The organism is Bacteroides sp. HF-162 (genome assembly GCF_015679285.1).
Classification (GTDB): Bacteria; Bacteroidota; Bacteroidia; order Bacteroidales; family Bacteroidaceae; genus Bacteroides; species Bacteroides uniformis.
Map to the genome: position 1 here is coordinate 4,188,248 of NZ_CP064937.1, position 18,140 is coordinate 4,206,387.

Annotated in this window: 15 protein-coding genes; 7 read left to right on the forward strand and 8 right to left on the reverse strand. The window is 45.7% G+C overall.

Annotation, left to right across the window (positions count from 1 at the left end; translation table 11 throughout):
- Window positions 1–96 precede the first annotated feature (96 nt).
- Together ITJ87_RS17775 and ITJ87_RS17780 are read right to left on the reverse strand one after the other, a co-directional pair.
- Window positions 97–1,956 (reverse strand): SLC13 family permease, encoded by a 1,860-nt coding sequence (locus tag ITJ87_RS17775; protein WP_005832990.1) that lies wholly within the window; start codon window positions 1,954–1,956, stop codon window positions 97–99.
- A gap of 78 nt (window positions 1,957–2,034) precedes the next feature.
- Entirely contained in the window at window positions 2,035–2,310 is a 276-nt protein-coding gene (locus tag ITJ87_RS17780) for a putative quinol monooxygenase (RefSeq protein ID WP_117964158.1), read from the reverse strand.
- Between the two features lie 167 nt (window positions 2,311–2,477).
- Between ITJ87_RS17780 and ITJ87_RS17785 the strand changes: the two genes are divergently transcribed.
- Window positions 2,478–2,771 carry a YtxH domain-containing protein gene (locus tag ITJ87_RS17785; protein ID WP_117964157.1) on the forward strand — a complete coding sequence of 98 codons (294 nt, stop codon included), beginning with the start codon at window positions 2,478–2,480 and terminating at the stop codon, window positions 2,769–2,771.
- A 66-nt stretch (window positions 2,772–2,837) separates the two neighbouring features.
- On the opposite strand, the gene ITJ87_RS17790 is transcribed toward ITJ87_RS17785, so the two are convergent.
- Window positions 2,838–3,188 (reverse strand): helix-turn-helix domain-containing protein, encoded by a 351-nt coding sequence (locus ITJ87_RS17790; protein WP_009038044.1) that lies wholly within the window; start codon window positions 3,186–3,188, stop codon window positions 2,838–2,840.
- A 213-nt stretch (window positions 3,189–3,401) separates the two neighbouring features.
- Between ITJ87_RS17790 and ung the strand changes: the two genes are divergently transcribed.
- The gene (ung, locus tag ITJ87_RS17795) at window positions 3,402–4,064 is read left to right on the forward strand and encodes a uracil-DNA glycosylase (RefSeq protein WP_005826944.1); all 663 of its coding nucleotides are present in this window, start codon (window positions 3,402–3,404) and stop codon (window positions 4,062–4,064) included.
- Window positions 4,065–4,068: 4 nt separating this feature from the next.
- On the opposite strand, the gene ITJ87_RS17800 is transcribed toward ung, so the two are convergent.
- Window positions 4,069–4,776: a TIGR02757 family protein gene (locus ITJ87_RS17800; protein WP_117964156.1), complete on the reverse strand. Its 708-nt coding sequence runs from the start codon at window positions 4,774–4,776 to the stop codon at window positions 4,069–4,071.
- Between the two features lie 193 nt (window positions 4,777–4,969).
- Between ITJ87_RS17800 and ITJ87_RS17805 the strand changes: the two genes are divergently transcribed.
- Together ITJ87_RS17805 and ITJ87_RS17810 are read left to right on the forward strand one after the other, a co-directional pair.
- Entirely contained in the window at window positions 4,970–5,827 is an 858-nt protein-coding gene (locus ITJ87_RS17805; protein ID WP_117964155.1) for a GyrI-like domain-containing protein, read from the forward strand.
- Between the two features lie 342 nt (window positions 5,828–6,169).
- A complete protein-coding gene (locus ITJ87_RS17810) occupies window positions 6,170–7,066 on the forward strand; it encodes a DMT family transporter (RefSeq protein ID WP_117974322.1) in 897 nt (298 codons plus the stop codon).
- Window positions 7,067–7,072: 6 nt separating this feature from the next.
- On the opposite strand, the gene ITJ87_RS17815 is transcribed toward ITJ87_RS17810, so the two are convergent.
- Window positions 7,073–8,089: an N-acetylmuramoyl-L-alanine amidase gene (locus ITJ87_RS17815; protein WP_035457740.1), complete on the reverse strand. Its 1,017-nt coding sequence runs from the start codon at window positions 8,087–8,089 to the stop codon at window positions 7,073–7,075.
- Window positions 8,090–8,226: 137 nt separating this feature from the next.
- On the opposite strand from ITJ87_RS17815, the gene ITJ87_RS17820 reads away from it, so the two are divergent.
- Window positions 8,227–9,507: an O-acetylhomoserine aminocarboxypropyltransferase/cysteine synthase family protein gene (locus ITJ87_RS17820; protein WP_087331714.1), complete on the forward strand. Its 1,281-nt coding sequence runs from the start codon at window positions 8,227–8,229 to the stop codon at window positions 9,505–9,507.
- A gap of 64 nt (window positions 9,508–9,571) precedes the next feature.
- On the opposite strand, the gene ITJ87_RS17825 is transcribed toward ITJ87_RS17820, so the two are convergent.
- Window positions 9,572–12,076, reverse strand: coding sequence for a family 20 glycosylhydrolase (locus tag ITJ87_RS17825; RefSeq protein WP_117964153.1), 2,505 nt, complete (start codon window positions 12,074–12,076; stop codon window positions 9,572–9,574).
- 175 nt (window positions 12,077–12,251) lie between these two features.
- Between ITJ87_RS17825 and ITJ87_RS17830 the strand changes: the two genes are divergently transcribed.
- Window positions 12,252–14,540: an NADP-dependent malic enzyme gene (locus ITJ87_RS17830; RefSeq protein WP_034522738.1), complete on the forward strand. Its 2,289-nt coding sequence runs from the start codon at window positions 12,252–12,254 to the stop codon at window positions 14,538–14,540.
- A gap of 363 nt (window positions 14,541–14,903) precedes the next feature.
- On the forward strand, window positions 14,904–16,241 hold the full coding sequence (locus tag ITJ87_RS17835) for an NADP-specific glutamate dehydrogenase (RefSeq protein WP_117964151.1): 1,338 nt from the start codon (window positions 14,904–14,906) through the stop codon (window positions 16,239–16,241).
- A gap of 214 nt (window positions 16,242–16,455) precedes the next feature.
- Here ITJ87_RS17835 and ITJ87_RS17840 read toward each other — a convergent pair whose 3' ends face one another.
- Window positions 16,456–17,298, reverse strand: coding sequence for an endonuclease/exonuclease/phosphatase family protein (locus ITJ87_RS17840; protein ID WP_118696548.1), 843 nt, complete (start codon window positions 17,296–17,298; stop codon window positions 16,456–16,458).
- A gap of 91 nt (window positions 17,299–17,389) precedes the next feature.
- Window positions 17,390–18,121: a DUF3823 domain-containing protein gene (locus ITJ87_RS17845; RefSeq protein WP_117964149.1), complete on the reverse strand. Its 732-nt coding sequence runs from the start codon at window positions 18,119–18,121 to the stop codon at window positions 17,390–17,392.
- Window positions 18,122–18,140 lie beyond the last annotated feature (19 nt).

Genomic DNA, 18,140 nt, shown 5'->3' on the forward strand with positions numbered 1-18,140 from the left:
ATTACGCAGATTTCAAGAATCCAATTTGCATAGTCCGCGTTACTCCACGTAATCCGCGCCTAATATTACAGCATAATGAAGTGGTCATATACTTTGCTAAAAAGGAAACAACAACGGCAGCACAAATACCATCACCACTCCCATAATAATCTGCAACGGGAGCCCCACTTTTATATAATCCATGAATGTATATTGTCCTGCCGGCATCACCAGTGCATTGGGCGGTGTAGAGAATGGAGAAGCGAAACACATACTTGCCGCAACCGTCACGGCAAACAAGAACGGAACGGGACTTACTCCAATCTGAATCGCACTTTGAAGAGCAATAGGGGCCATCAGCACTGCCGTCACCGTATTGCTGATGAACATGGTCATCAATGAAGTGGTGAAATAGATACCTGCCATCAACACAATAGGACCATAACTGCCCAACCCACTTACAAGACTGTTGGATATATATTCCGAGGCACCGGTCTTTTCGAGTGCAAGAGACATGGGGAGCATGGCTGCAAAGAGTACAATTGTTTCCCAGTTTATCGTTTTATAGGCGGCTTCCACATTCCTGAAACATCCCGTCAGCACCATCAGCAAGCCGGCAATCATCACCGCTGTCACCGGGGCCACGGGAATAAAGTCGAAGACCATCATGGCAACCATCAGCACCATGATAGCGGCAGCTATGGGCGCTTTATAATCCAGCGTCACTTTGGCGGCTTCTGCCAAAGGCTGCCCCAATACCACCCAATCGGAATCTTCCCTGCTTATCCGTGCGATGTCCTGCCACGCACCCTGCACCAGCAAAACATCGCCACTATGCATACGCTCACGTCCCAATTCACGTAATATATATTCCTTCTTACGACGGATGCCCAATACATTTACATTAAATTTATCACGGAACCCAGCTTCCTTCACCGTCCGGTTCACGATATTGGAAGAAGGCATCAACACAATTTCGGCAATTCCGATGTCATAAAAGTCAAGGGACTTGTCGGCTTTAGAGGCTTCTTCAGTGGTATGCCCGTCGAGCATTTCCATTAAAAAGTCTTCAGCAAAACGATTTACGTTCGATACCTCTCCCGTAATATAAAGCACGTCGCCCACCCAAATAGTCGTATCGGGTGATGCCAATTTCTGGGTAATAGTTTTCAGGAATCTATGTTGGGAAGAGTCTACACGCCGTACTTCAATGATATTCAGACCATACTTGCGGCGTACATCCAGGTCTATGATGGTTTTTCCTATCAGACGGGAGTCATTGACAGCCCTCAAACGGAACAGGTTGCTGGAAAGTCCGTACTCCTGTACCAGTTGGTCCAATGATTTACCTGACAATGTTCCGTCATTCTTTTTGCCTTTCTTGGAGAGAAACCATTTGGTCAGAGGCATTAAAACCAAAGTTCCCACTATCACGCACACAATGCCCACCGGCAAGAAGGAGAAGAAAGACAGCGGTTCAAAGCCCGCTCCCGTCAATGTATTCTGAATGACCAAGTTAGGAGGCGTACCGATAAGTGTCATCATACCACCCATGCTGCTGGCAAAAGCCAAAGGCATCAATAGACGGCTGGGATTCATTCCTGCACTCAGTGCCAAACTCACCACGATAGGCAGCATCAAAGCCACCGTTCCCGTATTGCTCACAAAAGCACCAATGGCAGAGGTAACCAGCATAACCAGCAAGAAGAGTTTCAGCTCGCTTTTGCCTGCCAACTTTAGAATACGCGAACTTATCATTTTAGCCAGCCCGGTCTGAAAAATGGCGCCGCCCACAACGAACAAGCCTACCATCATAATCACCACCGAGTTGGAGAAGCCGGAAAGGGCCTCTTCAGGAGTAAGAATCTGAAATATCAATAAACCAATCAGCGCACAAAGCGCCACAATGTCCGAACGGACTTTGCCTGCTACAAAAAAGGCAGCGGAGAGAACAAGGATAATAAGGGTAATCAGCATAAATATGTATATTAAGAATGCACAAATATACTTATTTACGCATGATCACACAACCCCTTACTACCTCAAACTACTGATTTAGAACTCGAATTTTTCCAGCTTCATGGCGGCCAGCCCCTGGATTTTGGGCACCAGGGCCACAAAATGGTCCGCTTTTTCATGGGCAGACAATGACTCTGCATCTTTCCATGTTTCACAAATCATAAGAACATCGCTGCGAGTGGCGCTCTCAAACACATCATAGGCAATGCATCCATTGTCCTTCAAGGAATATGCGACCAGTTCTTTGGCAGATTCCAATACTGCGGTACGGTTTTCCGCACTTACCTGAATAAAAACATTTAATCTAATCATACTTGTATAAATTTTAAGTGCATCGCAAATTTAAGCAGAATAAATCTCTCCACCAACAAAAGTAAATTGTTATTAATTCCTTTCCCGCCGGATGAACCAATCTTTGGCAAGTATGTTGTCTCATCAGAATTGATTCTAACTTTAACTATTAAAAAACTGACTTGATTATGAAATGTAAAGATTCTAATTTCTGGATCGGACTGGGAATAGGTTCGGTTGCCGGTGCATTGGCCTACCACTTCTCCCGTACGGAGAAAGCTAAAAAGCTGGAAGATGCCATATGCCGTGCCATCCACAAAGCAAGTGGCGAAGCCAAGGAGTTCATCAACACTGCTGAAGAAGAAGCATTGCACACTGGCACCAAAGTAGCGGACAAGATGGCCCATGAGGTCCATGAGGCCGCAGAGAAAGCTGACAATCTGAAAAACAAGGTTCACAATTTTGCCGATGCCAAGAAATAAAACAAGCACTTGGAAACTTCTGAAGACGGATGTATTTTGATACATCCGTTTTTTCATATCGCCCCATCAGTTCTGCAGACTGCGCCGATTCAAAATATCATTCATATGCTCCAATGCCCATCCTACCAAAGATTCAATATGCGGCATCAGGCTACATCCGGTTTCTGTAAGGTTATACTCCACACGGGGAGGAACTTCCGCATAGACTTTCCTGACAATCAGCCCGTCCGTCTCCAATGAGCGCAATGTAACCGTCAGCATCCGCTGGGAAATATCCCCTATGGTTTTCTGTATATCGCAAAAACGCATCGTTCCATTCGCTTTCAGTGTGACCAGCACAAGCATTGTCCATTTGTCTCCCAACCTGCTCAGTACATCCCGTACCGGACAAGCATCCATACGATGAAAATTTTCCATTCCTTTATTTTACCAATCAGTTCAACCTCAGCAATGGCGACTCTATGCTTAGTGTCCGGCATTGCACCACAAAAGTAATAAACTTACTCAAAATAACTATCGTTTCATACAATAATAAAAACATTCTTTATACTCATAAAAGCATCCATCTCATCCGGATTATTTGTATGTTTGCAACATCATTTCCCATTCATATGTAACTGCAAGACTCTTATGAACGTAAAAATAGAAGAAAGCTGGAGAAAACGCCTGCAAGAGGAGTTTGACAAACCTTATTTTGAGAAGCTGGTAGCATTTGTAAAAAGTGAGTATGGACATGCCAACGTGCTACCTCCCGGCCATCAAATTTTCCACGTCTTCAACTCTTGCCCGTTCGAGAAAGTGAAAGTCGTCATACTCGGACAAGACCCTTATCCTAATCCCGGTCAGTATTATGGAGTCTGCTTTTCCGTACCGAAAGGAGTAGCCATTCCCGGTTCTCTGGCAAACATATTCAAAGAAATACATCAGGACCTGGGAAAGCCCATTCCGACTTCCGGAAATCTGGACCGTTGGGTAGCGCAAGGCGTGTTTCCTATGAATTCCGTCCTCACAGTACGTGCCCACGAAACCGGCTCGCACCGGAACATGGGATGGGAAATCTTCACAGACGCTGTTATCAAGAAACTGAGTGATGAACGGGAGAATCTTGTATTCATGCTTTGGGGAGCGTACGCCAAAGAAAAAGCCGCTTTAATTAATAGCAGCAGGCACTTGATTCTGACTACCGTCCATCCGTCCCCACGTTCTGCCGAATACGGATTCTTCGGTTGCAGGCACTTCAGTAAAGCCAACGATTTCTTACGAAGCAGAGGGATACAAGAAATAGACTGGTAACGCGCTACAATACTCCGCTGACTCCGCTTCCAAACAAAGCAAAGTCCCCCAGGCACGGGTCGTCCGGAAAGGCCTCTGCCAGAGCTTCAGTAATCCGGCGGGCATTCTTCAAAGAAAATGTTTCTGTCTCGGTGAGTCCCAAAGCATAAGCCACACGGCAGACATGCGTGTCCAAAGGCACAATCAGGTCCCTGCAATCAAATCTCTCCCAAATACCAAAATCCACTTCCGGACCTTTCCTTATCATCCAGCGCAAAAACATGTTCAGTTTCTTTTGAGGACTCTTCGCCGAGACTTCCAAAAATGCACATAACCTTTCCATCGGATTACCGGCATACGTACATAAGGCATCCTCCAGACTGTCAAAAGCAGAATAAGCTGCATGCAAACGTCTGAAATAGGAATGAAAGTCAGCATAAGAAAGCATCCGGTAAAAACTGCTTCTGTCCGCAGCAGGAAAGTCATTCTTCCATCGGCAGGACAACACGTATTGATGAGGTGATGCCCCCATCAACCTATGCAACTCTTCAGCCTTTTTCAATATCTGTTTACGGTTACCGAAACTCATGATGGCAGTCAGCAGCCCACTGATTTCAATATCCTGCTTCCGTTCATAGCGATGTGGAAACTGTATGGGATCGTTCTGAATGAAGCCGGCGCAATGATAGGCCGCCGCCCACTCCCAAAGTTGTCTTTTAATCTCCTCGGTCATCTGCAAGCATTTGTTTTTTCATCTGAAATGCAAAGATATTGCAAATCGAATGCAAAACTTTCATGCTTGCACGAAAAAGTTGTGCCGGGATATAGCTTATCTTATTTAAAGATATTGCATTTATAGCAACATCGGACAAGTAACCTATTTCTTTTCCTCCTATTTTTGCAACATGAAAAAGCCCAATAGAGCCATGCAGCAGAAAAAGACAACCCAGGAGGAATACCAAAAGTGTGTGAACGCAGTAGTGGATTATATAAATCTGCACCTCGGAGAAGAAATTGACCTGAAATCTTTGGCCAGGATTTCCCATTTCTCTCCCTTCTACTTCCACCGCATCATGAAAGCTTTTCTGGGTGAACCCGTCGGTACGTTCATTGTCCGGACGCGTACCGAAGCCGCTGCCCGGTTGCTTCGTTACTCGGACATGCCGATAGCGGACATAGCCTACCGTATAGGCTACTCTTCGCCCTCGTCACTGTCAAAAGTATTCAAGCAATTATACGGCATTTCACCATTAGAATATCGTAACAATAAAAACTTTGTAATTATGAAACCAGCCATTATTCGTCCGGAACTGGAACTGAAACACGAAATCAAAGAAGTTCCTGCCCGCAATGTGATTTACATCCGCCTCTTTGGCGACTATAAACTGAACGACTATTGCAGCGCATGGACGCACCTTTGCCAGTTCATCCAGGAAGAAAAACTGCCTATGGGAGAAGTGATGCCCTACTGCATCTATCACGATGACCCCAAAGTGACACCCCCTGAAAAGCTGCGTACCGATGTATGTATGGTCCTACCCTCATTTGCAACGGCCAAAGGAGACATAGGATTTAAACAGCTCGCTGCAGGCCGCTATGCCATATTCCTATACAAAGGTCCATACGAACATCTGCAGGCCGTATACGATACCATCTACGGGAAGTATATCCCCGAAATGGAATGTAGCTTACGGGATGAGTCCAGTGCGGAACGTTACCTGAATAACCCCGCAGATACGGCACCGGAGGAACTGTTGACAGAAATTTATATTCCGGTAGAGTAGGCAAACTGTTCTGCCGGAGCCATCAGACTTTCTCCCCGGAAGAGTTTAGGAACCGGACAGCGAACAAGTATTCGTTCCTCCATGGAGTAAAAATCGTTCCACCATGGTGGAACGATTTTTACTCCACGGTGGAATGATTTTTACCTCATGATGGAACGAATAAATATCAGGCAAGCCGGTCGATACTATATTAGATACCCATATCTATACTGTATTGTAAAAAAGGGACACTCCCTTGTCTGTATGCTTGTTTTTATTCATTAATTTTGCACGACGCAATGCGAATCAAGCAATTGACGCAAACAGATAATTTTAAAATCTCCATTAAAATCAAGATAAAAGATGCAAAATGTTTCCATAAAAGGGTTTATATATGCGGCTCTCTCCTCTGCCACCTTCGGGCTGGCTCCTTTCTTCACCATTTCATTACTCCTTGCGGGCTTCTCCTCTTTCGAAGTATTGGCCTACCGATGGGGAATAGCTTCACTTACCTTGGTCGTTTTCGGCATTATGCTGGGCGAGACATTCCGCATCAGCAGGAAAGACTGGGGAACGGTGTTCATCCTCAGCCTGCTCCGGGCAGCTACCTCCTTCAGTCTGGTCATCGCCTATCAGAACATAGCCAGCGGAGTGGCATCCACCATTCATTTCATGTATCCGCTGGCCGTGGCACTGGCCATGATGGGCTTTTTCGGAGAAAAGAGGTCATTCGCCATTCTGTTTGCCGTGTTGGTGTCACTAAGCGGAGCTGGACTTTTGTCATCCGGCAAAATAGACTTTGAAGGAGGAAACACGACCATCGGGCTGATTGCTGCCGGTCTGTCCGTATTCTTTTATGGAGGATATATCGTAGGAGTAAGGAAGAGCCGTGCCGTGCAGATTCCCTCCACTGCATTGACATGCTACGTAATGGGGTTGGGAGCCTTGTTCTTTATTATAGGAGGATGTCTGACCGGAGGCATCCGGCTGGCCAATGACACCCATACATGGCTGAATATTCTCGGACTGGCACTGCCGGCAACAGCTATATCCAACATCACCCTGGTAAAGGCCATTAAATACATAGGGCCTACACTGACTTCCATTTTCGGGGCCTTGGAACCTCTGACAGCCGTAGTTATCGGTTGCCTGATATTCAATGAAAGCTTCACACCGGCCAGCGCCGTCGGCATGGCGCTGATAATAACGGCCGTTACAGTCGTGGTGGTACACGAAAAGAAAAAGGAGAGCCAGAGTTGATTGTCCTTATTTCGCCTTTTTATAATCCGTGATGAAACCTTCCATCATCCACTTGGCCAAGGCCTGGCGGTTCGAACTGATTACAAAACGGCGCTGGTCAAAAGTGTTCTGGATATTTCCCAATTCCACGAATACGGAAGCGGGAGAAGTATTGGCTAACACATAAAGATTGCGTGCGCTGACAGTTCCGGTAAACCCACGGTTGGGCTGGTGCTTGTCATATTTCGACTCGAAAGTTTTCTTCATGGTCTTAGCCAGACGCTTGCTGTCGGGCTTGCTTTTAGAGTGGTAAAAGAACACATCGGTCTGATGGCTCTTGCTGCGACTGTCCACATGAAGAAAAATGGCACGGCAATATTTATAGTTCTTGCGGTCCTTCTTGTAAAACTCATTGATTTTGGCGCAACGTTGCCGGAGACGTGCCACTTGGTTCAAGGGTATGGGAGCTCCCATGCACGTCTCACGTTTGCTGTTGGAAAGGTACTTGTCATCACGGATTCCGTCTTTAGCATCCTGGATAATGATACGGACTTCCGCTCCCTCTTGCATCAAGTTACGGGCAAGGCGCAAAGCCACATCATACGCATACTCATCTTCATGCAGTTCTATTTTGCCGATTCTGCCGATAGCTCCGGGGTCGGGGCCTCCATGCCCGCTCACTACATAAAAACAAGCACCCTGCAAACGGTTGGATGTCACTTTTACACTGGCAAGCGCTTTCCCGAACAAAGGTTCATTGATTGTCTTCTTCCCATTGCCAACCGGCTTTGATAATGGGGGCAGTACATACTTCACTCCCAGCCGCAATTCCTCCTTCCCTTTAAGAAGTTTCTTGTTCAGCTCCAAAAACTCCTTATAATAGGCTCTCCCCGGGCGCTTGTTACGTTCCAGGAAAACAGAGATTCCTTCTCCACGTCTCGGACTATCCCGCTCTTCCTGAGCCGAAGCATTAAAAGCAAACGAAGTACAAAAGAGGATGGTCAGTAAACAAAATATGCGTTTCATATTCCAATTATTCATCATTTATTCGGTTCGCTACAAATTTCCAGCCGCTAATTTATAGCATTTTACCATACTTAAGCACAAAATTATAATTTTTTCCCTACTTTTGCGACAACTTACGCGATAATAGATAAGAAACTTTTAAAACAGATAACATTATGGCAAAGCAATTCAAGCCGGAGACGCTGTGCGTACAAGCCGGATGGACTCCTAAAAAGGGCGAGCCCCGTGTACTCCCCATCTATCAAAGTACAACTTTCAAATATGATACCAGCGAACAGATGGCGCGCTTGTTCGACCTTGAAGACAGCGGCTATTTCTATACCCGCCTGCAGAACCCTACGAACGATGCAGTAGCCGCCAAGATTGCCGCCCTCGAAGGTGGTGTGGCCGCTATGCTGACATCCAGCGGACAAGCAGCCAACTTCTATGCCATTTTCAATATCTGCCAGGCAGGAGACCATTTTGTTTGCTCCTCTACCATCTATGGCGGAACATTCAACCTCTTCGGAGTAACTTTGAAGAAATTGGGCATCGACGTCACTTTCGTCAACCCGGATGCCAGCGAGGAAGAAATTTCCGCTGCTTTCCGCCCCAATACCAAGGCCCTATTCGGCGAAACCATCTCCAACCCTACGCTCGAAGTGCTCGATATAGAGAAGTTTGCCCGCATTGCCCACAGCCACGGCGTGCCCTTGATTGTGGACAACACCTTCCCTACCCCCATCAACTGCCGTCCGTTTGAATGGGGTGCCGACATCGTAGTACACTCTACCACCAAATACATGGACGGACATGCCACCAGCGTAGGTGGAGTCATTGTAGACAGCGGTAACTTCGATTGGAATGCACACGCCGACAAATTCCCCGGACTGTGCACACCGGACGAGTCTTACCACGGACTGACTTATACGAAAGCCTTCGGCAAAATGGCTTACATCACCAAGGCTACAGCCCAACTGATGCGCGACCTGGGCAGTATCCAGTCTCCACAAAACGCATTCCTGCTGAACCTGGGTCTGGAAACACTGCACCTGCGTATGCCCCAACATTGCAAGAATGCACAAGCGGTAGCCGAGTATCTTGCCCAGAACGATAAAGTGGCTTGGGTGAATTATTGTGGTCTGCCGGGCGACAAATACTACGAGCAGGCACAGAAGTACATGCCGAACGGCTCTTGCGGCGTTGTCACCTTCGGCTTGAAGGGCGGACGGGAAGAGTCTATCAAGTTTATGGATTCACTGAAACTGGCGGCCATCGTGACTCATGTGGCCGATGCACGTACTTGTGTGCTGCACCCAGCCAGTCATACACACCGCCAGTTGACAGACGAGCAACTGATGGAGGCAGGTGTACGCCCCGACCTAATTCGCTTCTCGGTAGGTATAGAGAATGCAGAGGATATTATTGCGGATATAGAACAAGCGCTGAACGCCTAAAGGAATAAACAAAAGGGAGTGCATTTTCGGACAATGCACTCCCTTTTCATTTCAATATTCTCTATTACTCAACATTCAATATAATCGTCAAACTTTCCTTGCCTTGGTAGAAGGTCTTTGCTTTCACGACCAGGGAACCACACTTCACCGGTTCTTTCCATAAGGTTGACTGGGCAGTAGGTTCCGAACCATCAGTTGTGTAACGTACTTCAGCACCATCAATGGCCACATTAGCATACAGATTTCCATCTTTTACCAATAATCCCGGCTGAGGCAAGCGGAAGTTAATCCCATTCTTTGCCCAATAAGGCATTTCACTCTTGCTGATTTTCTCATAATAAAGTGCCAAAGCCTGATTGAAAGCCTGCTGCTCCCGCACGCCGGACAGATTTTCCCATACCGGATGAGCATTCCAGCCACGTTCTGCCAGCCCTAAGATTTTCGGGAAGAGAAGATATTCCACGCCATCAAAACTACGGATAGTTTCGGCGAATAATTGCCCTTGTACACCCATAATATGTTTCTTGCCTATCTCTGTCAAAGCAGTCTTCCCCTTTTCCGCATTACCCAAATCAATGGGATTGCCTGCCATATCCACACGCAGCGAACGATAAATGCTGAAAGGAAGCATAGAGAAAGAGACAGACTCATCCACATAACCTCCCCAATCGAGTCCACGCTCGTCCGGATGACCATTGTAAGCCATATCCATATAGAAATTGCCCACGTTGCAAAGGATGACCGGGTAACCGTTATTGGCTGTCTGATAAACCACTTCATCAGAGCCCGGTACAGTATTCCAGCAATACACACCGGCAGCCTGGCCCCTCAACTGTTGATGAGCCTCTTCGGTATGCCCCAAAGCAACTTCCTGCCAACCACTGAATTTCAGTCCGTTCTTCTGCATCACATCCGCCATTTGCGTAATGAAATACTCCGACAAATCATGAGCTTTCGTCATGCCTTTTTTCTTCATCAGTTCCTGACATTTCGGGGAGCCCATCCACACGCCGCGAGGCACTTCGTCACCACCTAAATGCACTGTAAACAATGAAAGACCGGCTTCCTGATACATCGCATTAAGTTCCTGAATCACCTTCTCCATAAAACGGTAGGTAGAAGGCAAGGCGACATTCATCACATTGTCCGTATAATATTGTACAGAAACATAACGTGAAGTATCTTCCGGTTCACTCAACATATATTCTGTAGCTTTTCCCGGATCAGTTTCAAAATATTTGTTATAGCGTGCCTTCATGGAGACAATGGCAGCGCGGGCATGCCCCGGAGATTCTATTTCCGGAACAATGCGGACATGTCTTTCGGCAGCATACTTCAGCAAATCAATAAATTCCTCGCGGCTATAATATCCATTGCCTACAGTCTTTGCATCAGGGTCATAGCCACCGTCATAACATGGGTAGAGGCACTGGCTTTCGTCAGTGGTATGTCCGCGACGGCTACCCACAGCAGTCAGTTCCTCCAAACCGGGAATCTCCAAACGCCAGGCTTCATCATCACAAAAATGGAAATGCAGGACATTCAATTTATAAGATGCAAAAATATCCACCAGTTTCTTCAAGTTCTCCGGAGCGGTGAAATTACGGGCAATATCTATCATTTGTCCACGATATGCCAAGTCCGGATAATCCCGGATGGAGACTGCCTCCAGCAAATAAGGTGTCTGCTTATCCTTCAACATTGACAAAAGTGTCTGTGTACCATTAAAGATGCCATGAGGAGTGGCAGCACTGATTTTTATCAGGTTGTCACCTATATTGATAGTATAATATTCATCATTTACGGCCTCCTTCCTATCAAGCAGTTCTTCCAGCACAATCTTCACGGAAGCATTTCCGACAACTTCCAAACCATACAAACCTGTCAGTTTCTCTTTCAACAACTTGGCTTCACCGGCAAAGTTCTCCGGAAATACCAAAGCTACCTTACCTTCCAATACGACATTATCGCCTTCAATGGCTACCGCTTTCTTTACAGACGGAAGAATGTCTGACTGCACCAAAGTAGGAGCACCACCCAAGCGAAGATTGGATTCATAAATCTTAGTCGCATCCGGATAGCCGCTCATTGACTCGGGAGAAGGAAGCGGCAGCGCCTTCAAAGCCACGGGCAACGGACTGCCCTCTTTACCATCCACAGTCTCCACCCAATAAATTCCTTCCGGTACATGGGAGTTCCGGTCCAGCTTGTAAGTGCAAAGGAAAGTAATCCGCATGGAATCACCGGGAGCCAGCGAAGCAAATTCGTCTGTCGGATACATTTTGAAAAAATTACCGTTCACTACCTCTACCTTCACTTCAGAGGCTCCTTCCTGCTTCACCCCTCGGGGAAGCTGTGAATAGTAAATCGTCCAGTTCTTTTTTAGAGGTTTTTGAGAGATATTCTTGAGAATAAAGGTATTCTCATAATATCCGGGTTCGATGTCACTTGCACCCATTTCCCAGGTCAGAGCAACCGGTGCCTTAGGTTCATTACTCGTTTTACATCCAGCAAATAGTGCCATTACACAAAATAATAATCCTGCCAGAGGAAGTTTCAAAATTCTCATGCAACTCATATGTTAAGTTAATAAATGGGGGTAATCTCTAAAATCTGATGCCAAAAATAAGCATTTTAAGCTAATTAACTGATAAAAGTAATAGATTTTATTGACAGCGAGCTACAATTTAGAACTTTTATACCTACATTTGCAGCCAAATTATAACCAATTTAACTATTCTACCATGGCTAAAATAACCAAAGAAGCAGCCTTGCTCTACCATTCGCAAGGCAAACCGGGTAAGATTGAAGTAGTACCCACCAAGCCTTACAGTACACAAACCGATCTTTCTCTCGCCTACTCTCCGGGCGTTGCAGAACCGTGCCTCGAAATTGAGAAAAACCCGCAAGATGCATATAAATATACAGCAAAAGGCAATCTGGTAGCTGTCATCTCCAACGGAACCGCCGTGCTCGGCCTGGGCGATATTGGCGCCCTCAGCGGCAAACCCGTCATGGAGGGTAAAGGTCTGTTGTTCAAAATTTATGCCGGTATCGACGTATTCGACATCGAAGTAAATGAAAAAGACCCCGACAAGTTCATCGAAGCTGTCAAGGCTATTGCCCCAACATTCGGAGGTATCAACTTGGAAGACATCAAAGCACCCGAATGTTTCGAAATAGAACGCCGCCTGAAAGAGGAATTGGACATCCCCGTGATGCACGACGACCAGCACGGCACCGCCATCATCTCCAGCGCAGGATTGCTGAACGCCCTGGAAGTGGCAGGCAAGAAGATAGAGGAAGTGAAAATCGTCGTAAACGGTGCCGGGGCTTCCGCCACCTCATGCACCAAACTGTATGAAGCGCTCGGCGCACGCCGTGAAAATATCCTAATGCTGGATAGTAAGGGAGTCATTACCAGCGATCGCGAGAATCTGACCGAGCAAAAACGTTACTTTGCCACCGACCGTCGCGATGTACATACTCTGGCAGAAGCCATCAAAGGCGCCGATGTATTCCTCGGACTGTCAAAGGGTAATGTGTTGACCCAGGACATGGTTCGCAGCATGGCAGACCATCCCATCGTGTTTGCCCTTGCCAACCCTACTCCGGAAATCTCTTACGAAGACGCCATGGCAGCACGTCCGGACGTACTGATGTCCACCGGTCGTTCCGACTATCCTAACCAGATTAATAATGTAATCGGTTTCCCCTACATCTTCCGCGGTGCCCTCGACACGCAGGCAAAAGCCATCAACGAAGCCATGAAAATTGCTGCCGTGCACGCCATTGCCAACCTTGCCAAGCAGCCCGTGCCCGATGTGGTGAACGAGGCATACCACGTAAACAACTTCACCTTCGGTCCCGAATACTTCATCCCGAAACCGGTTGACCCGCGCCTCATCACCGAAGTGTCCTGCGCTGTGGCCAAAGCCGCCATGGAAAGCGGTGTAGCCCGTAAAGACATCGAAGACTGGGATGCCTACCGCCTGCAACTGCGCGAGCTGATGGGTTACGAAAGCAAACTGACCCGCCAACTCTACGACACCGCCCGCCGCAACCCGCAACGTGTGGTATTTGCCGAAGGCATCCACCCCAATATGCTGAAAGCTGCTGTGGAAGCCAAGGCTGAAGGTATCTGTCATCCTATTATATTGGGCAACGACGAAGCCATCGAGAAGCTGGCAAAAGAACTAGACCTTAGCCTTGAAGGTATTGAGATAGTAAATCTGCGTCATCCGGATGAAGCGCCGCGCCGTGAACGCTATGCCCGCATTCTATCTGAAAAACGTGCCCGCGAAGGAGTCACTTACGAAGAAGCCAATGACAAAATGTTCGAACGTAACTACTTTGGTATGATGATGGTGGAAACGGGTGAAGCAGACGCTTTCATCACAGGTCTTTACACCAAATACAGCAATACCATCAAGGTTGCCAAGGAAGTCATCGGCATCCGTCCGGAATACAAGCATTTCGGCACCATGCATATCCTGAACTCCAAAAAAGGTACATACTTCCTGGCCGATACGCTGATTAACCGTCATCCCAATGCCGAAACGCTAATCGATATTGCCAAGCTGTCGGAATATACCGTCCGCTTCTTCAATCATACACCGGTAATGGCCATGTTGAGTTACTCCAACTTCGGTGCGGATAAGGAAGGTAGCCCGGTAAGTGTACACGAAGCAGTGGATTATATGCAACAAAACTATCCTGACCTTGCCATTGACGGAGAAATGCAGGTGAATTTCGCCATGAACCGCGAAATGCGTGATGCCAAGTACCCGTTTACACGCCTGAAAGGAAAAGACGTAAACACACTGATTTTCCCGAACTTGAGTTCTGCAAACTCTGCTTACAAGCTGTTGCAGGCGATGGATACGGACTCCGAACTGATTGGTCCTATCCAAATGGGATTGAACAAGCCTATCCACTTTACCGATTTTGAGAGCTCCGTGCGCGATATCGTTAACATCACTGCAGTAGCAGTTATCGATGCTATCGTAGACAAAAAGAAGGCTGCCAAATGAGACGACCGTTATCAAAATTCCAAATAGTTTGCATTGTGCTGCTTTGGGCAGCACTTTGCTACATTGTTTTGATATCTGTCGAACGAATTGACGGTCCAATTATCCTAACGCTTGTCATTTCGGCGGCTTTAGTGTTTATTCCCGTCATAAAGTCTCTAAAAAGAGGATAAATAATATCTTTTTATTCCATTTTGTGGTATAAAACAATAAAATTGTTGTTTTATACCGCATTTTCTTTATAAAATGTTTGCTCGTTTCATTTTTATGTGTACTTTTGCAACCGCAATGAGAGGAAAAGGAAACAAACCGAAAATCGAATTGTTTTAGGTAACATATAGTAGCAACCAATAAAAGAAATAGATTATGAATGCAGCTAAGGTATTAGAAGACCTGAAAAGACGGTTCCCCAACGAACCGGAGTATCATCAAGCAGTAGAAGAAGTTCTTTCTACGATTGAAGAAGAGTATAACAAGCATCCGGAGTTTGACAAAGCCAATCTGATTGAACGTCTTTGCATCCCCGATCGCGTTTACCAATTCCGTGTTACTTGGGTAGACGATAAAGGTAACGTACAAACCAACATGGGCTATCGTGTGCAGCACAACAACGCTATCGGCCCATATAAAGGCGGTGTTCGTTTCCACTCTTCTGTAAACCTGAGCATCCTGAAATTCCTTGCTTTCGAGCAGACATTTAAAAACTCATTGACAACTCTGCCTATGGGTGGCGGTAAAGGCGGTTCGGACTTCTCTCCGCGCGGCAAGTCGAATGCTGAGGTTATGCGTTTCGTTCAGGCTTTCATGCTGGAGTTGTGGCGTCATATCGGTCCTGAAACAGACGTACCTGCCGGTGATATCGGTGTAGGTGGTCGCGAAGTAGGTTTCATGTTCGGTATGTATAAGAAGCTGGCTCATGAATTTACGGGTACTTTCACCGGTAAGGGCCGTGAGTTCGGCGGTTCGCTGATTCGTCCGGAAGCTACCGGCTACGGTAACATCTACTTCTTGATGGAAATGTTGAAGACTAAGGGTACTGACTTGAAAGGCAAAACTTGTCTGATTTCCGGTTCCGGTAACGTAGCTCAATATACGGCCGAGAAAGTATTGGAATTGGGTGGTAAGGTATTGACCATGTCTGATTCTGACGGTTATGTATACGATCCGGACGGCATTGACCGCGAAAAGTTGGATTACATCATGGAGCTGAAAAACCTCTACCGTGGACGTATCCGCGAATATGCTGAACAATATCCGGGTGTGAAATATGTGGAAGGAGCCAAGCCTTGGGGCGAAAAGGCTGATATCGCTTTGCCTTCTGCCACTCAGAATGAATTAAATGGCGACCATGCCCGTCAGTTGATAGCTAATGGGGTAATGGCAGTATCCGAAGGCGCCAACATGCCCTCTACACCGGAAGCCATCAAGGTATTTCAGGATGCAAAGATTCTGTATGCTCCGGGTAAGGCAGCCAATGCTGGCGGTGTATCAGTATCTGGTCTCGAAATGACTCAGAACTCTATCAAGTTGAGCTGGAGTGCAGAGGAAGTGGACGAGAAATTGAAGAGCATCATGAAGAACATTCACGAAGCTTGCGTGCAATATGGTACGGAAGCCGACGGTTATGTAAATTACGTGAAGGGTGCCAATGTGGCCGGATTTATGAAGGTGGCAAAGGCTATGATGGCACAAGGGATTGTGTAAGAATAAAAGCCATAGTTGTTATGAAGAAAGGCGAAGGGAGTTGTACCTCTTCGCCTTTCTTCATAATAGTAACCTAGTCAGTAGGGACATATTAAGAATTTCCTTGTCCTTCCCTCATTTTTTATTCGGTTTCGGACTCATCCATAATTCTAACAGCCCTCCATTAGCAAACACATCGTGAGAAAACCAGAATACATCATGATTTTTCACATAATTAAAACTTCAGTACCCCCTTAATCGGATAGTGATCAGAAATAAAAGTTTTTCCTGCATATTTTTCTCGAATTGTAACGTATTCCGTACACATTTTAAACCCTTTATAATAAATATAATCTATAATGGAGCTACGGGTCCCCCATCCATTGAAAGTACCAAAAGAATCCGTTTTTTTAGCAGAAGTTCTAGCATCTATCATTTTTTCATTCAGTTTTTGTATGGAAGAATCCGTATGCTCCATATTAAAATCTCCGGTTAAAATTAATGGAAAATTATCAGGATTAATCTTCTGTATCTTTTCTAAAATGAGATTCAGACCTTCCTTCCGTGCCACTCTTCCGACATGGTCCAAATGAGTATTAACGTAATAAAATTTCTCCATTGTCTTTTTATCCTTCAAAAGTGCCCATGTAGCAGTACGGGTACATGCAGCATCCCACCCTATAGAAGGAATTTCAGGAGTTGAAGAAAGCCAAAAATTACCCCACTCCAACAATTCTATTTTTTTCTTATTATACATTATTGAAGCATGCTCTCCGTTGTGCTTACCATCAATGCGTCCAACACCTACAGCCTCATAGTTCGTGCAATTCTCAAGAATAAACGCCAGCTGAAAATCCAAAGCTTCCTGAACTCCCAAAATATCAGGCTTATGCTTTTTAATCATTTTTATAGTAGCTGGCTTTCTGAATTCCCATGCATTAACACCGTCCTCTGCCGTACCATACCGCATATTATAAGAAATAACAGTAAGTTGTGAACTATTTTTCCCCCTTTTTGCAGAAACGAACTGAGGTAACATAAGGGTAATTACCATAAAAATAAAAAAGGACTGTTTCATATTAATATCTATAAAAGAGATGAGAGTGTACAAAACCCAGACCAAACAATGTGCTTATCAAGGTTCCAATACACTCTCATCCAGATTATTACTAATTACGTGCTATAGTTGTGATTTCTTTAATTGTTGTATAGTTATAACGATTGGTACCGCTAAAGCTTTTTGTAGTACGAGCACCTACACGCAAAAAGAATTTACGCGAATAATCAGGGAATTGGCCTTTTGTCTTAATAGTAATTTCTTTACCTAAAACATCAGTTAAAGCTGCCCCTAACAACTGAGTAGAAAAACGCGGACTGAAGTTGAAATCTCCGACATAACTCGTTTCGCTCACAAATAACCAAGCTTCGGTAAGCGGTTGTTGGTAATCCGGATTATTTGTACCACGAGTAATTATAACCTTCACCTCCACAGTACCATCTGCATTGACCTGAGGTTCGCTTACCCATTTCACGCGCAACAGTGGCTCAATCTCATAAGTTTTCTCTACAGTACCTTTTATATCAATAATCTCTTCATCCAATGGCACAAAAGCACCTTCAGGAATAATACCATAATTGCCTGCAAATATTTTGGTATTCTGGAAAGTACCATCCTGCATACAATTAAAATCATAAGGTTCCGGAGTATCACTCCAGCTATATTCCATCATACGGATACGAATGCCGGTATTACCAATAGCTGTTTGGAAAGGTTCTTTAGTTTCCTTATCAATAAAAGCACCACGGAAAGTTTCTTCAGGTTCTCCATAATTATCCACATCGCAAGAGGTAAAATTTACCAATAAGCATAAGGACAACAAAATATATGTTAACTTTTTCATAATTGAATGTTTCGTTTCT

What these genes read in the sequence shown, in the direction of transcription:
- ITJ87_RS17775 (WP_005832990.1), bottom strand. Translation starts at nt 1,956, where the DNA reads ATGCTGATTACCCTTATTATCCTTGTTCTCTCCGCTGCCTTTTTTGTA.
- ung (WP_005826944.1), top strand. Translation starts at nt 3,402, where the DNA reads ATGAACGTAAAAATAGAAGAAAGCTGGAGAAAACGCCTGCAAGAGGAG.
- ITJ87_RS17815 (WP_035457740.1), bottom strand. Translation starts at nt 8,089, where the DNA reads ATGATGAATAATTGGAATATGAAACGCATATTTTGTTTACTGACCATC.
- ITJ87_RS17800 (WP_117964156.1), bottom strand. Translation starts at nt 4,776, where the DNA reads ATGACCGAGGAGATTAAAAGACAACTTTGGGAGTGGGCGGCGGCCTAT.
- ITJ87_RS17840 (WP_118696548.1), bottom strand. Translation starts at nt 17,298, where the DNA reads ATGAAACAGTCCTTTTTTATTTTTATGGTAATTACCCTTATGTTACCT.
- ITJ87_RS17845 (WP_117964149.1), bottom strand. Translation starts at nt 18,121, where the DNA reads ATGAAAAAGTTAACATATATTTTGTTGTCCTTATGCTTATTGGTAAAT.
- ITJ87_RS17825 (WP_117964153.1), bottom strand. Translation starts at nt 12,076, where the DNA reads ATGAGAATTTTGAAACTTCCTCTGGCAGGATTATTATTTTGTGTAATG.
- ITJ87_RS17790 (WP_009038044.1), bottom strand. Translation starts at nt 3,188, where the DNA reads ATGGAAAATTTTCATCGTATGGATGCTTGTCCGGTACGGGATGTACTG.
- ITJ87_RS17835 (WP_117964151.1), top strand. Translation starts at nt 14,904, where the DNA reads ATGAATGCAGCTAAGGTATTAGAAGACCTGAAAAGACGGTTCCCCAAC.
- ITJ87_RS17805 (WP_117964155.1), top strand. Translation starts at nt 4,970, where the DNA reads ATGCAGCAGAAAAAGACAACCCAGGAGGAATACCAAAAGTGTGTGAAC.
- ITJ87_RS17785 (WP_117964157.1), top strand. Translation starts at nt 2,478, where the DNA reads ATGAAATGTAAAGATTCTAATTTCTGGATCGGACTGGGAATAGGTTCG.
- ITJ87_RS17810 (WP_117974322.1), top strand. Translation starts at nt 6,170, where the DNA reads ATGCAAAATGTTTCCATAAAAGGGTTTATATATGCGGCTCTCTCCTCT.
- ITJ87_RS17830 (WP_034522738.1), top strand. Translation starts at nt 12,252, where the DNA reads ATGGCTAAAATAACCAAAGAAGCAGCCTTGCTCTACCATTCGCAAGGC.
- ITJ87_RS17780 (WP_117964158.1), bottom strand. Translation starts at nt 2,310, where the DNA reads ATGATTAGATTAAATGTTTTTATTCAGGTAAGTGCGGAAAACCGTACC.
- ITJ87_RS17820 (WP_087331714.1), top strand. Translation starts at nt 8,227, where the DNA reads ATGGCAAAGCAATTCAAGCCGGAGACGCTGTGCGTACAAGCCGGATGG.